Source organism: Tunturiibacter gelidiferens (assembly GCF_014201335.1).
Lineage (GTDB): Bacteria > Acidobacteriota > Terriglobia > Terriglobales > Acidobacteriaceae > Edaphobacter > Edaphobacter lichenicola_E.
Map to the genome: position 1 here is coordinate 116,700 of NZ_JACHEB010000006.1, position 13,739 is coordinate 130,438.

Sequence of the window (13,739 nt, forward strand, 5' to 3'; positions counted from 1 at the left end):
GCGATGTTGGCAGCCTCGTGCTGACCTCACGCCTATCAGCCTTTCTGGATTGTTGTTAGAAGAACCTGACACGATGAGTTAGCGACCTTCCGATGGCAAATTGTTCATCGAAGGATTCATGTGTGGCAACGGACATCAATTTTGAGCCGATATCATCTGTGTTATTTATGCTCAGATATGCCTAAGGAGGTATGCGTTGAGCGATGATGAAGACTACCCATTTAGCTATTTGCTCTGTGTCATAGGAGCGCTCGTCCTCTTCGTTCTGGGAGGATAGGTGTTCTATATTTCGTCTTCAGTAGATAGAAATGTCATGCGGAGACCTGTTAAATGAACTTCCTTCGGTCTGGAGTATTCATCTTCATTTGAGAATTTTGTAATCGACGGTCAAGGGTTGCGAGTATCAAGCTGTTTCGAACTGGCAACCGCGATTCAGCGCCAAGTCGCCACAGATTCGATCTTGGCAACTTAATTCCACAACCTCAAATCTGGACAGGAGATCAAAGCTACCGTTGCCGAGCCGATATATAACTCGGACCACTCTATCGCGGTTCCCCAAGGGGGCGACCATGATCGCAGCCGTAACTCAGGCCAAGTCAGCCCTCCGCTTCGGCCGCGCCGTGGCGCTTTATTTTGACTTCCCCGCCTCGTCCTCCCCAACGACGCAAAAAACGTCCAGGCATAGCTCACAGGGGCCGGCTCGGCGGCCGGTCAGAACCTCGCCCTCGACTCCGTTACCGCGACGATGGCAACGGCTTTGGCCAAAATGCGGTGCCTGCAACAGCTCGGGGTGATCGGCTTCATCGTCGGAACCGCCGCCGGGCAGCGCAACATTGCCGCAGGGCTCGGCTACTACGGCGCAGTTACGCCACGGCTTAGTTGCTCCTGCACAATCAATTGCAAGACACGGCGCTTGATCTCTTCGCGGGTCTGTCGTACCGATTCGATCTCTTGTCCTTTGGGATCAGGCAATGGCCAGTCATTGTGTCGAAGACCTGGAACGTACGGACATTCATCCCCACATCCCATAGTGACGAGCATGTTGGCATTCTTTGCCAGCTCTGCCGTCAGCTTTTGCGGCTTGGCGTTGCTGAGATCAATTCCCACCTCGCGCATCGCGTCCACCACTACTGGATGTACACACTCGGCAGGTTGAGTTCCGACAGAGATAGCGTGCGCCAGCTCTGGATCGGCAAGTCGGTTGAAGAACGCAGCCGACATCTGAGAGCGACCCGCGTTGTGGACACAGGCAAAAATGAATGTACGCATCCCTGATGAATGTCCTTTTGACTGGGTTTACGAGCAGCAAGTTGGGCCACAGCACTTCTTGTCCGCACCAGCTGGCCTGATGGCATATACCTTGACGCTGGCCGCGGCAGAATTGACATCGTATTCGGAAAGGAGCTTTGCCAGGTCCTCATGCAGGGGAGCAGATGTAGTAGCGTCGGAACAGCAGGACGCTGCCTCCGTCCCGGTCATCGCCGGTGAGCAGCAACCGCTCTGGTTCTCGACTTTTTTATACGCGTTGAGATCGGCACCACTGTCTACGATTTGAACGTGCTCGAAACCCGCAGCCAATAGTCCCTGGTGATAATCTTCAATCCTAATAGCTCCCGCGATACAGCCTACATACGCCGCCATGCTCTGCGCAACTTCCACTGGCAGTTCCCCTTTAAGCGCAATATCGCTGACTGCCAAACGTCCACCTGGTTTGAGCACGCGTGCGATCTCGCGGAAGACCGCGGGTTTATCGTGAGCGAGATTGATAACGCAGTTGCTGATGACACAATCGACCGAAGCATCTGCAAGCGGAAGATGGTCTATAGTTCCCAGATAGAATTCGACATTCGTATAGCCGCCGCTCTGAGCGTTCGTCCGAGCGCGTTCGATCATCTCCGGTGTCATGTCGACGCCGATGGCTTTACCTTCCGGGCCGACCAGCTTCGATGCAAGAAACACATCCAGTCCTCCGCCTGATCCCAGATCGACAACCACTTCGCCCGGACGTATGGACGCGATTGCGGTAGGGTTCCCGCACGAAAGTCCCATGTTGGCTTCGGCAGGAATCGAGGTCAGCTCTTCCGCACTGTAGCCGAAAGCCTCTGCAACCGCCTTTACTCCATGATGATTGGTGGAAAGTTCACTTTCCGCGACTGCCGCGTACTTTGAGCGCACCGCATCGAGCACCTGTTCTGTCATGAGCTCCTCCTACATATCTGTCAAAAAGAATATATTCCTGCTGGACACATCCGTCAATGCAAATATAATCGGATCATGGCAGCAAGACAGAAACCCTTCAATATCGAGCGATTCTTTCAGGCACTTGGCGACAATACCCGGTTACGGCTCTTGAATCTCATGGGCGACCAGGAGATTTGCGTCTGCTATTTCGTGGAGATACTGGATCAACCGCAGCCAAAGATTTCGAGACACCTAGCCTACCTGCGTAACGTTGGCATCGTGACTACCCGGCGTGACGGCAAATGGATGCACTATAGGATCGTCATGCCACCGAACGAAGGCGCCGCAAGGGTCCTGCGCGAAATTCTGGAGTGGTTCAAAGAAGAAAAGGCCATGCAATCCGACCGAGCAAAGCTCAGCAAAGCTTGCTGCGCGCTGGAAAAGTTCGTGACCTTGCAGGGAGCGCCGTTGCCGGCTCCTATCGAAACGTCCGCAATCTTCGCTACGAGATGAATATGTCCAGCATCCCTTACACGCAAGGTCAATTATGCGCACCGATGCCGCGCAAAAAGCTGTCCTTCCTCGATCGTTTTCTCACTCTATGGATTTTTCTCGCGATGGCAATTGGCGTTGGTCTTGGGCATTTCATTCCTAGCTCGGCCACTTTCGTGAACAGCTTTCAGTCCGGGACGACGAACATTCCTATCGCTATCGGTCTCATCATCATGATGTATCCCCCGTTAGCAAAAGTACGCTACGAAAAGCTGGGCGAGGTCTTTCGTAACCATCGTGTTCTTGGAGTATCGCTCTTGCAGAATTGGGTCATTGGCCCGGTACTGATGTTCCTATTGGCCATCCTCTTTCTTCGCGGTGAGCCCGCATACATGCGCGGGCTGATTCTCATTGGCCTCGCGCGGTGTATTGCAATGGTTCTGGTATGGAATGAGCTTGCCGAAGGCGACAGCGATTATGTCGCAGGACTCGTTGCCATGAACAGCGTCTTCCAGGTCATCTTCTACAGCATCTATGCCTGGGTATTCATCACGGTCTTGCCGAAATGGTTCGGGTTCAAAGGAGCTGTGGTCAATATTGGCATCGGGCAAATCTCCAAGAGTGTCTTTATATATCTGGGCATACCGTTCCTCGCCGGGATGCTTACCCGCTTCGTGCTGCTGCTAGCCAAGGGTGAGGAGTGGTATCGGACCCGCTTCATTCCGCGCATCAGCCCCATTACGCTTGTCGCGCTTCTGTTCACCATTCTTGTCATGTTCAGTCTCAAGGGTGACCTGATCGTGAGATTGCCCTTCGATGTGCTGCGCGTCGCCGTACCGCTTGTGGTCTATTTTCTGGTGATGTTCCTCGTGAGCTTCTGGATGGGCCGAAAGCTGGGTGCCGACTACGCGCAGACGGCAACGTTATCCTTTACCGCTGCTGGCAACAATTTCGAGCTGGCAATCGCAGTATCGGTGGCCGTGTTTGGACTCAATTCAGGGGAAGCATTCGTGGGCGTGATAGGACCACTGGTTGAAGTTCCGGCCCTGATTGGTTTGGTGAACGTTGCATTTTGGCTAAGGCGTCGGTATTTCAGCTCAGAGTCCGTGGGCCTTGTAGGCCGACCGGTAGAGCATGCCCCTAAATTCGGCGGGGCCTAAGAGCTTGACGAGGCTTCATCCCAGCTTAATGTTTCTTCTGATATCGTATCTCGATAACGAGGTTCGATAATGAAGAACGATCCCGACAACCGCGATCTGTACTCCGGCATGATTCGTCTTCACATTCTTCATCATGCGGAACACGAAGCCATTTTTGGGGCGGGAATGTCGGAGGAGCTTGCCCGGCATGGATACAAGATCAGCCCAGGAACTCTCTACCCGATCCTCCACGGTTTAGAAAAGCGCGGATATCTCAAATCAGAGGAAGAGCGGTCTGGTAGGAGTATTCGCCGCCTTTACAAGATCACGGCTTCCGGTCGGCGCGCGCTCAAGACAGCAAAGCTCCGGGTCCGCGAGCTTTTTGGAGAGTTGATTGAAGGCAAATAGCCCATTCACGCGAGATGTCCGCAGAATTCGAGGGATCGTTGTCGGCTGCCTCCTCGCAGCGAGTGGCTCTACCGTTGCCTTAGCGCAATCGTCGGTCACAGCTACTCCCGCTGTGACACCTGCTCTCACGATCGTTCAAGTCGTTCAGGATGCCGAGCAGAACTATCCTGCGATTCATGTCTCTGAGCAGGATCTCAACGCGGCTGTGGCAAATATCCGGCTAGCAAGGACTGCCTATCTTCCACGTCTCGACGGGATCGTTGAGATCAACAGGGCTACACGAAACAACGTCTTCGGCACTCTGTTTCCACAGAACACGCTGCCCAGCATGTCCGGGCCGGTAATCGGCACGAACAATGCCGGCTCCGTATGGGGGAGCGCTGCAGGGCTTCTGATCAACTGGCAGCCATTCGACTTCGGTTTACGGAACGCCAAAGTGGAAGCGGCCGCAGCAGCACGTGACCGAGCGAATGCGTCTGTTCAAAGGAGCCAGCTTGAGGTCTCAAGTGCGGCGGCGGACGCGTTTCTAACGGTTGTTGCGGCTCGTCAGACTCAGAATTCCGCTCAGGTTGCCGTCGACAATTGGGAAATCCTACGGAAAAGCATCCACGCCCTCACGGCTGCGGAGTTGCGTCCCGGCGCCGACGAATCGCGGATTGAAGCGGAAAAGGCGGCTGCGAATACTCAATTGGCTCTAGCCACAGGAGCGGTCGAAATGGGAGAGGCAACTCTCGCGAAGTTTCTCTCGAAGCCGGATGACATAACGGAACCACTTATCTCCGAACATCTTCTTGGAGAGGTCCCACTGGCAGTCGAAGATGACGGAGCATTTCATCCCGAGAGTACCCCTGCGATGCTCCAGCAACATGCGGCCGTCTCACAATCCGCTTCGGAACTTCGCGCCACAGACCGAAGCTGGGTGCCACAGTTCAATCTGGAAGCGGGAGGGTACGGCCGAGGCACCGGCGCGGAGACAAATGGACAGCGCCTGAGCGGAGCCAACGGCCTCGCTCCAACCGTAGGAAACTACGCGGTCGGGTTGAACGTTACCTTTGGCTTTCTTGATTTTGCCAATATCCACGCCCGTGAAGCCTCGCAGGCGGCCACGTTGAAGGCCGAACAATCTCGCGAGACATTGGTTGGCCGACAGCTCCAGGAGCAGTTCAGCCAAGCACGAGCCGCCTTACGGGCGATGCGCGGCGTTGCGAAGAATACTCCTATCCAGGTCGAGGCCGCTCGAACCGCTCTTGCTCAAGCCACGGCTCGTTACAAGGCCGACCTTACGTCAATCGACGATATGGCACAGGCGCAGCGGCTTGTAGTGCAGGCAGAGATGGATGATTCGATTGCACGCTTGAACGTCTGGCGTGCATTTCTTCAATTGCAGTCAGTACGTGGCGATCTTCAGCCCTTTCTTCAGGCAGCTCAGTAGTTCAGGTGATCATTTGACATGCGTTTAGTCCTTGCAGCTCTGAGTCGTCCTCTCACCGTGATCGTCGCGTTGATTGCGATCATCGCTGGATTCTTTATTGCGGTCGGGAGGATGCGCATGGACATCTTCCCAGAGGTTGGCAATCCTGTGATCTACGTCGCCCAGCCCTACGGCGGCATGACGCCCGCGCAGATGGAAGGATTCCTCACGTACTACTACGAGTATCACTTCCTCTACATCACAGGCATTCAGTCGGTGGATAGCAAGAGTGTTCAAAGCGCAGCTCTGATGAAACTGACCTTCCGCGAAGGAACGAACATGCAGCAGGCGATGGCTGAGACAGTCGGCTATGTAAATCGCGCGCGCGCCTTTATGCCGGCTGGTACAGTCCCACCCTTCATCACGCGTTTCGATCCTGGAAGTGTTGCCGTTGGTCTTCTCCTGTTTACAAGCAACAGTCACACGCAAGGCGAGCTGCAAAATATCGCTCTGAATCAGGTACGCCCGCTGTTTGCGACCCTCCCCGGCGTCTCAGCGCCTCCCCCTTTTGGCGGGAACCAGCGCACTATCGTTGTCACGCTCGATCCTGACAAACTCAAGCAATATGGTGTCTCTCCTGAACAGGCGATCGCGGCGGTAACCAGCGGTACGGTCGTATCGCCCTCGGGCAATCTCTACGATGGCACTCTGAATCGCATCGTTCGAACAAACTCGACGCTAGGCCCGGAGCTCAACGATTTGATGAGTGCTCCGATCCATCCTCGCTCTGGAGCGAACGTTTATCTGCGCGACATCGGAACCATCGAAAATGGTACGGATATAGTTACGGCTTACGCGCACGTCGATGGTCACCGTACGGTCTATATCCCGGTTACAAAGCGTTCGGACGCATCCACTCTGGCAGTGATTCAGGCGGTAAAGGCGGCAATCCCGAGCTTTAAAAAGGTTATGCCAGATGACGTCGATGTCCAGCTAGCCTTCGATCAGTCCGGCTACGTATCGAATGCCATCAGTGGTCTAGTCAGAGAAGCGGCGCTTGGCGCGATCCTTACCGGACTAGTTGTCCTGTTATTTCTGAGAGACTGGCGCGGGGCTCTGATTGTCGTGGCCAATATCCCGTTCGCTCTCTTTACTGCCGTACTCCTCTTGTGGGCGACAGGCCAGACGATCAACATCATGACCCTGGGTGGATTGGCACTCGCGGTTGGAGTCCTCGTGGACGAGGCAACGGTCGAAGTCGAAAACATCCATACGCAGTTGCTTCCAGGTGTCTCTCGGGCAAGAGCGGTTCTCGAAGCCTGCCGCCGCACTGTTCTGGCGCGTCTCCTTTCGATGCTCTGCGTGCTGGCAGTGTTTGTTCCGTCCTTTTTCATGAACGGGCTGGGACGACAACTCTTTGTCCCGTTGTCTCTCGCCGTGGGCTTCGCGATGGTCGCCTCATACTTTCTGTCGAGCAGTCTAGTGCCGGTCTTCGCCACGTGGATCATGAAGGAGTCGCATAAGGGAGCAGAGAAAGAAGGCAGCTTCGGCAAGTTGAGAACACGCTATGAACGGTATCTGAATGTCATATTGGATCGCCGTTGGCCCATCATCATCGGATACTTTGCGGTGACCGCACTCATTCTCGTTTTGGTCGCGCCTCGCATCGGAAGTGAGATATTTCCGGATTCCAATGGACCTGTTCTAAGGATGCGGCTTAAGGCGCCCATTGGGACGAGAATCGAAGAGACAGAGCCTATGGTGATGCAGGCTCTCGATCTGATCCGCAAGACAGCGGGCAAGGATAACGTAGAGATCACCTCCGACTATGTTGGCGTTCAACCATCAAGCTATCCAGTCAATCTCATTCATCTCTTCACAAGCGGCCCGGAAGAGGCTCTGGTGCAGGTCCAACTCCGGCCTGGACATCCCGACGATGAGAAGCTACGAGAGGATCTTCGCGCCGCGTTTCACAAAGAGATGCCGAAGCTCACAGTGGCATTCGAAGCAGGGGACATCATTTCTCAGGTTATGAGCTTCGGATCGCCCACGCCCATTCAGATCGACGTTCAAGGCGTAGATATCGATCAGGACTACTCGTATCTCACAAAAGTGGAAACCGACCTTCGCAAGCTCGACTTCCTGCGGGACGTTTCCATCGTTCAGCCTCACCTCTATCCCACGGTCGAGGTGACGGTAAACCGCGATTATGCTGGCCAGTTCGGTCTGACGATGGCCGACGTGACGAACTCCCTGACGCCGGCTACAGGCTCGTCTCGATTCACAGCGCCCAACTACTGGCGCGATCCCAGGACGGGTAACGCATTTCAGATTCAAGTGCAACTTCCCCCAAACCGCATGCAAGGTCTCGGCGCGCTTTCTACCTTGCCGCTGATGCGCGATGGACAATCTCAGCCGCAGCTTGATCAGGTTGCCAAGCTCGAATACGGGACGATGCCCGAGATGATCGAACGCTTGAGCGGGCAGCGGATCGTCAGCGTCACTGCCAACCTGCACGGAATGCCTCTTGGCGAAGCTCGGAATCGCATCGCCGCACTCTTGAAGAACCTTCCAGCGCCTCCAAAGGGTTCAACCATTGCGGTACGAGGACAAATACCCGCTCTTGAAGAGACAATATCGGGCCTGCGCACAGGGCTCCTTTTGGCCATCGCCGCAATATTCTTGCTGCTCATGGCGAACTTCCAATCTCTTCGTCTTCCTCTCGCCATACTGTCGACAATTCCAGGTGTCCTCTGCGGTGTGGTTCTTATGCTGCGCTTCACAGGAACCACTCTCAATATTCAGTCCTTCATGGGAGCGATCATGGCAGTCGGCATTTCGGTCGCGAACTCCATCCTCCTGGTCAGCTTCGCAGAACAGGCAAGGCACCAGAATGAAGATGTCGAAACCGCAACCCGGACGGGAGCAACGAGCCGCATTCGGGCAATTTTGATGACAGCGACCGCCATGATATGCGGCATGATTCCCATGGCAATTGGCTTTGGAGAAGGAAGTGCTCAATCCGCTCCACTTGCCAGGGCTGTTATAGGAGGACTTGTCTTGTCTACATTGACGACCCTCACGGTGCTTCCGGCTATCTATGCGTTGCTGCAACGCAAAGCGTCCACCACCTCAAATTCACTCAATCCCGAAGATCCATCGAGCCGATACTATGTTCATCCATAAACGCATCTGCCTTGTCTTCCCTTTGGTGTGCTGCCTCTCAGCCTTCTCTCAGAGTCTTGCGCACGTGGAGATGGTAAAGGTCGAGAGCCGTCCATCCGCTCGAACGGTGCCTCTGACGGCCGAGCTCGCGCCATTCTTGCAGACTGATATTGAAGCCCGCGCTCCTGGATATGTGGAGAAAGTACTAGTTGATCGGGGCAGCCAGGTCCACAAGGGGCAGCTATTGGTTCAGCTCTCCGCGCCAGAAATCAATTCGCAGACGGCAGCTTCAGAGGCAAACCTCCATCAGGCGGAAGCCGAAGCTGCTCAGGCCGAAGCTCAAGAAGCCGCAGCCGAAAGCACCTCGACGAAGCTGCAAGAGGCTGCTAAGACTCCCGGTGCCGTAGCGGGAAATGAACTGTTGCAGGCCCAAAAGCAGCGGGATGCGGCGAAAGCATTAGTCGATAGCCGAAGAGCCGCGGTTCGAACCGCGAAAGAACGTCTCCAAGCGAGCCAAGCAATGCAGTCGTATCTTCGAGTGATCGCTCCGTTCGATGGAATGATTACCGACCGATTCGTGAATCCTGGAATGCTGATTGATGGCGGTCATACTCCGATGCTCAGACTCCAGCAGGTTGCGCATCTGAGATTGATTGTGCCCGTTCCGGAGACCTATACGGGCTCGATCGTCAAGGGAACATCGGCGGTCTTCCATGTTCCGGCACATCCTGGAAAAAGTTATTCAGCGAAAGTCGCACGAATTCCAAATGCTCTCGATCAGCAGAGCCGGGCCATGATGGTTGAACTGGATGTGTCCAACAAAGACGGAGGCCTGGCTCCTGGCATGTACCCAACTGTTGATTGGCCGGTAGGAGGTATTGGAGAGAATCTTCTCCTTGTTCCCGCGACTAGCGTGGTAACCACAACTGAGCGAACGTTCGTGATCGCGTCGGTTAATGGTCGAGCCCACTGGATTGATGTGCGAAAGGGCCCGCCTATGGGGGATAACGTTCCCGTCCGAGGTGAAATCTTTGCTGGCCAATCGATCGTCAAAAGGGCTTCCGATGAGATTCGCGAAGGTGCGCCGCTTAGTTGATAACTCCAGTTTCTCAGCCGCTAGAGAATCACTCGCGCTATAAGTTACGAAAACGCTTCTGCTATTAGTTTTCGGTCAACCCCAACCTCAAGAGCGTGCCATGGGAGCTATCGCAAGCGGCGGCGCGGTTGTCATCAATTCATCGCTAGTCCACAACTTGGACATTTCCTCTGAAATCATCAAAAACGGTCGCAAAACGCGAAAACTGGATATCGAACGCCGTGAACGAGTCTATCGAGACGGCCATCTTCCGATGCGGGTCGAAGGCCACGACGCCGTTCTGATCGACGATGGGTTGGCAACGGGAGCAAGCATGCTCGCTGCTGCGCCGCCTTCTGTGCCCGAATATCATTGCGTATGGACTGCGCAAGAGCGTGAGGTTCCCAAGGATAAGCAGGATGCGAATCTCTGTTGGGCCGAAGAAAACATTTTTGGCGAGGCACACGCAATCTGCAGAGACACACCGTATCGAATATCCGCCAGCACCGAGCCTATTCTGCCCTGTAACCTGATTTTCACATTGCAAACCAACATAACTTTGTAGCCTTGAAAGCAAGGGCTCGAAATGAACGTGCTGGTCATTGAAGACGACAAGAGGATCGCCAATCTAGTCGAACGCGCCCTGCGAGAAGACGGCCACCGCGTCTCTCTCTCCCATAACGGTCGCGAAGGCGCCGATATGATCCTCGCAGGCAAACACGACCTCGCCCTGCTCGACATCCTTCTGCCGGAGATGGACGGCTTTCAGATTCTCAAGCGAATCCGTGACAGACACTGCAAGATGCCGATTCTGGTGCTGACTGCCGTCGACGCGGTCCCCAAGATTCTTCATGCCTTCGACCTCGGCGCTGACGACTACCTCGTCAAACCGTTTATTCTCGAGATCCTTCTCGCTCGCGTCAGCGCTATCGCGCGGCGTGTTCCTACGATTGACCAAACGGCGATCTGCGCCAGCGGCGTTACGCTCGATCACACTCGCCGCATCGCTGCTCGCCATGGAAAAGAGATCCCTCTGACACGCAAGCAGTTTGCTCTGCTGGAGACTCTCATGCGCCGCAGCGGCCTGATCACGTCGCGCGAACAACTTATCGAAGCTGGGTGGGGCTACGAAGCCGACGTCAAGGAAAATACACTTGATGTCTACATCCACGGGCTGCGCGTGAAGCTCGAAGACCAGTCCGACAGGGACCGCCCTCTCATCCGAACCGTCCACGGCGCGGGTTACCTGTTCGTGGCGGACTGACCGGATGCGCTCCCTTTCGGTCCGCGCCAAATTGATGCTGCTTTACCTGCTGGTGACTCTTTCCGGCCTGCTACTCTTTGGCCTTATGTCGTTTGCGGCACTTCGCTACGCTCTCCTGCAGGGAAAAAAAACCCACCTTCAAGGCCGCGAAGACCGCTTGATTAGCCTGCTCAAGGAGAACAAGGCCAACGGCGGCGTCGCACCCCTTGACGAGCAACTTCGTAATTATGCGCTCGTCACTCACGAAGGCAACCTGGTCCACATCTACAATCCGGACGGCAGCATCCTGTTTCCTCTCGACAGCAAAGCGATCGACTGGCCGCTGTCTCTATCAGAAGATTGCACTGAGCCTACCTTCAGCTCTGTCGACCTCGAACAGCAGCCCGCGTTGGTCATGTGCCACATGATCCTCCTCGACGGCCGCCTCGTCCGTCTCCACGTTGGCGGCTCCCTTGAAGAAGAGACCGACATTCTCGAGAAGTATCGCAATGCCCTGCTGCTGCTTATGCCCGGCCTGCTCTTTCTCTCTTCCGTCAGCGGCTACTTCCTCAGCCGCCACGCCATGAAGCCTGTCGGCCGCATGACGCGCGCGGCCCTGGGCATTGGCATCGGCAACCTCTCCGATCGCCTTCCAGTCCCTGCCGCAAAAGACGAGATCCAAGACCTCGCCGTCGTCTGGAACCAGCTTCTCGCTCGCCTCGAAGCTGCTGTCTCTCGCCTTAGCCAGTTCTCCGCCGACGCCTCCCATGACCTGCGCACTTCCATTACGGTCATTCTCGCAACCGCCCAGCTCTCCCTGCATCGCCACCGCTCAGAAGACGAATACCGCGATGACCTCAACAAGATTGTTACGGAGTGTCGGACCGCCTCTACACTGCTCGACGCACTCCTCTCTTTGGCGCAGAGCGACAATTTCGTCCATGAAGTGGCTTTTAAGAAGATCGATCTCTGCGAACTCGTCGTGAGCGGCTGCCGACGCGTCGAAGACCTCGCCGAATCAAGCGGCATCATACTTGACTGGTATTTTCCCAAAGATCCCGTTCATATCGAAGGCGACGAGCTTCTCCTCCAACGGCTACTCGGCATTCTTCTTGATAATGCCATTCGCTATACCCCCGAGCACGGCGAGATCCGCGCCGAAGTTTCCCTCACTTCGAAAGAGGTTCTCGTCACTGTCCGCGACACCGGCATCGGTATGTCCGAAGATGTACGTCAGCACGTCTTCGACCGCTTTTACCAAGCCGATCTCCGCGAACGAAAGTCTCAGGCAGGCAGCGGCCTTGGCTTGTCCATTGGGCGGTGGATCGCTGACGCGCATGGCGCTGAGCTTACCGTCGAAAGCACGCCGTTGAGAGGGTCTGTATTTCAGATCAGATTCCCCGTGGACGCGACCCTCCACTCCCTTGAGCCGCGTTCTCACCTCGCCTCCTGAAGATCTTCAACCCTACGCGACTGCTCGCCAGAGCGGGGGCACCGCTGCACACTCTACAAAAGATCTAAGTTAGTTACAAAGTGATTTCAGCCGCGTCTCCAAAAATAAGGTCGAAGCCGGCTTAAGATTGCTGAAATAGACCTTAAGTAAACCTTAATATCAACAAAAAAATGGAAATCGGCACTGTTTTGCCGGCCATTTAACATCCTAGTTACAGAAATGAAGTGGTGCGTTCATAGTTCGACCTTACGCTCGGTTTCACGATGAGACACAAAAGACTGAGAGCCCTGCTGACGATCCTTTTTGCATCAGTAACTCTCCACGGGCAAGTGCAGCAGATCACCTCTGCTGCGGACAAATCCAACAGACCGATTCAACACAACGCTTACTTCCTCGATCCCACCCTACTCGATCTCACTCTGATCCTTCCACCGCCTCCGGCACAGACGTCGGAGATAACCAAAGCTGAACTCAGCGAAATTCATAGCATCGAGAAGGCTCGAACGCAGGAGCAGATTGCCGCAGCACAGGCCGACGACCAGGAAGAAGACATCTTCCTGTTCAAGCTGGTCTTCGAGAAGAACTTTACGGGAGCTGCTTTGCCTCTCACGGCCTCTCTCTCCGTTCACATCCGCGACGATGAGGCGGTCTTAGGCAAGCTGCTGAAGAGCTCCTTCCATCGTCCACGCCCATTCCAATTCGACAGCAGCCTTCACCCGGTCTGCGAACTGAGCAAAGAGCCGAACTCGTATCCCAGTGGGCACACACTCTCAGGCTATCTGCTTGCGTTCACGCTGGTGCAGATGGTGCCTGAGAAGAAAGAGCAGATCCTTCAGCGAGCCGACGACTACGCTCACAACCGTCTCGTCTGCGGGGTTCATTATGCGAGTGACGTCGAGGCAAGCCGCGATATCGCTTACGTCATGTTCGGCTACATGCTGGCAAATCCGCGCTTTCAGAAAGAGCTTGCGGCTGCGCGGGTAGAGACGCGACAACATCTTGGACTGCCGCTGACGACGCCTCACACCTGAAGCTTTGACTTCCCTGTTGAGTAATCAGACGCGTGATCCGCAAACAACATCCAGCTCGAAGATCGAACAGATTTGTACGGGAGGAACAATTGAAACAGAATCACAGAACTTACTTGAGTCGCGTGCTCGCGATTGTGTGTT

General features: G+C 55.1%; 12 protein-coding genes. 10 read left to right on the forward strand and 2 right to left on the reverse strand.

The genetic code is table 11. The features are described from left to right. Positions 1-852: 852 nt before the first annotated feature. On the reverse strand, positions 853-1,269 hold the full coding sequence (locus HDF14_RS13845; protein WP_183977676.1) for an arsenate reductase ArsC: 417 nt from the start codon (positions 1,267-1,269) through the stop codon (positions 853-855). Positions 1,270-1,296: 27 nt separating this feature from the next. Beyond that, on the reverse strand, positions 1,297-2,199 hold the full coding sequence (gene arsM / locus HDF14_RS13850) for an arsenite methyltransferase (RefSeq protein WP_183977678.1): 903 nt from the start codon (positions 2,197-2,199) through the stop codon (positions 1,297-1,299). A 75-nt stretch (positions 2,200-2,274) separates the two neighbouring features. Between arsM and HDF14_RS13855 the strand changes: the two genes are divergently transcribed. The 10 genes from HDF14_RS13855 (at position 2,275) to HDF14_RS13900 (ending at position 13,598) form a co-directional block, all read left to right on the forward strand. Next, positions 2,275-2,694, forward strand: a complete 420-nt coding sequence (locus HDF14_RS13855; protein ID WP_183977680.1) for an ArsR/SmtB family transcription factor — start codon at positions 2,275-2,277, stop codon at positions 2,692-2,694. A gap of 44 nt (positions 2,695-2,738) precedes the next feature. Beyond that, a complete protein-coding gene (arsB, locus tag HDF14_RS13860; RefSeq protein ID WP_183978045.1) occupies positions 2,739-3,833 on the forward strand; it encodes an ACR3 family arsenite efflux transporter in 1,095 nt (364 codons plus the stop codon). 69 nt (positions 3,834-3,902) lie between these two features. Next, positions 3,903-4,220 carry a PadR family transcriptional regulator gene (locus HDF14_RS13865; RefSeq protein WP_183977682.1) on the forward strand — a complete coding sequence of 106 codons (318 nt, stop codon included), beginning with the start codon at positions 3,903-3,905 and terminating at the stop codon, positions 4,218-4,220. Continuing rightward, positions 4,207-5,652 carry a TolC family protein gene (locus tag HDF14_RS13870; protein ID WP_183977684.1) on the forward strand — a complete coding sequence of 482 codons (1,446 nt, stop codon included), beginning with the start codon at positions 4,207-4,209 and terminating at the stop codon, positions 5,650-5,652. Before HDF14_RS13865 ends, HDF14_RS13870 begins: the two co-directional genes overlap by 14 nt. Before the next feature lie 18 nt (positions 5,653-5,670). Further along, on the forward strand, positions 5,671-8,817 hold the full coding sequence (locus HDF14_RS13875) for an efflux RND transporter permease subunit (RefSeq protein WP_183977686.1): 3,147 nt from the start codon (positions 5,671-5,673) through the stop codon (positions 8,815-8,817). Continuing rightward, positions 8,804-9,892 (forward strand): efflux RND transporter periplasmic adaptor subunit, encoded by a 1,089-nt coding sequence (locus HDF14_RS13880; RefSeq protein WP_183977688.1) that lies wholly within the window; start codon positions 8,804-8,806, stop codon positions 9,890-9,892. The genes HDF14_RS13875 and HDF14_RS13880 overlap by 14 nt, the downstream gene beginning before the upstream one ends. Positions 9,893-9,992: 100 nt before the next feature. After that, positions 9,993-10,436 carry a hypothetical protein gene (locus tag HDF14_RS13885; RefSeq protein WP_183977690.1) on the forward strand — a complete coding sequence of 148 codons (444 nt, stop codon included), beginning with the start codon at positions 9,993-9,995 and terminating at the stop codon, positions 10,434-10,436. A gap of 21 nt (positions 10,437-10,457) precedes the next feature. Continuing rightward, positions 10,458-11,135, forward strand: a complete 678-nt coding sequence (locus tag HDF14_RS13890) for a response regulator transcription factor (RefSeq protein WP_183977692.1) — start codon at positions 10,458-10,460, stop codon at positions 11,133-11,135. Between the two features lie 4 nt (positions 11,136-11,139). Beyond that, positions 11,140-12,567 carry a sensor histidine kinase gene (locus HDF14_RS13895; RefSeq protein ID WP_183977694.1) on the forward strand — a complete coding sequence of 476 codons (1,428 nt, stop codon included), beginning with the start codon at positions 11,140-11,142 and terminating at the stop codon, positions 12,565-12,567. 263 nt (positions 12,568-12,830) lie between these two features. Then, positions 12,831-13,598, forward strand: a complete 768-nt coding sequence (locus HDF14_RS13900; protein ID WP_183977696.1) for an acid phosphatase — start codon at positions 12,831-12,833, stop codon at positions 13,596-13,598. The last annotated feature ends 141 nt before the right edge of the window (positions 13,599-13,739 follow it).

What these genes read in the sequence shown, in the direction of transcription:
- HDF14_RS13865 (WP_183977682.1), top strand. Translation starts at nt 3,903, where the DNA reads ATGAAGAACGATCCCGACAACCGCGATCTGTACTCCGGCATGATTCGT.
- HDF14_RS13845 (WP_183977676.1), bottom strand. Translation starts at nt 1,269, where the DNA reads ATGCGTACATTCATTTTTGCCTGTGTCCACAACGCGGGTCGCTCTCAG.
- HDF14_RS13895 (WP_183977694.1), top strand. Translation starts at nt 11,140, where the DNA reads ATGCGCTCCCTTTCGGTCCGCGCCAAATTGATGCTGCTTTACCTGCTG.
- arsM (WP_183977678.1), bottom strand. Translation starts at nt 2,199, where the DNA reads ATGACAGAACAGGTGCTCGATGCGGTGCGCTCAAAGTACGCGGCAGTC.
- HDF14_RS13880 (WP_183977688.1), top strand. Translation starts at nt 8,804, where the DNA reads ATGTTCATCCATAAACGCATCTGCCTTGTCTTCCCTTTGGTGTGCTGC.
- HDF14_RS13855 (WP_183977680.1), top strand. Translation starts at nt 2,275, where the DNA reads ATGGCAGCAAGACAGAAACCCTTCAATATCGAGCGATTCTTTCAGGCA.
- arsB (WP_183978045.1), top strand. Translation starts at nt 2,739, where the DNA reads ATGCCGCGCAAAAAGCTGTCCTTCCTCGATCGTTTTCTCACTCTATGG.
- HDF14_RS13890 (WP_183977692.1), top strand. Translation starts at nt 10,458, where the DNA reads ATGAACGTGCTGGTCATTGAAGACGACAAGAGGATCGCCAATCTAGTC.
- HDF14_RS13900 (WP_183977696.1), top strand. Translation starts at nt 12,831, where the DNA reads ATGAGACACAAAAGACTGAGAGCCCTGCTGACGATCCTTTTTGCATCA.
- HDF14_RS13885 (WP_183977690.1), top strand. Translation starts at nt 9,993, where the DNA reads ATGGGAGCTATCGCAAGCGGCGGCGCGGTTGTCATCAATTCATCGCTA.
- HDF14_RS13875 (WP_183977686.1), top strand. Translation starts at nt 5,671, where the DNA reads ATGCGTTTAGTCCTTGCAGCTCTGAGTCGTCCTCTCACCGTGATCGTC.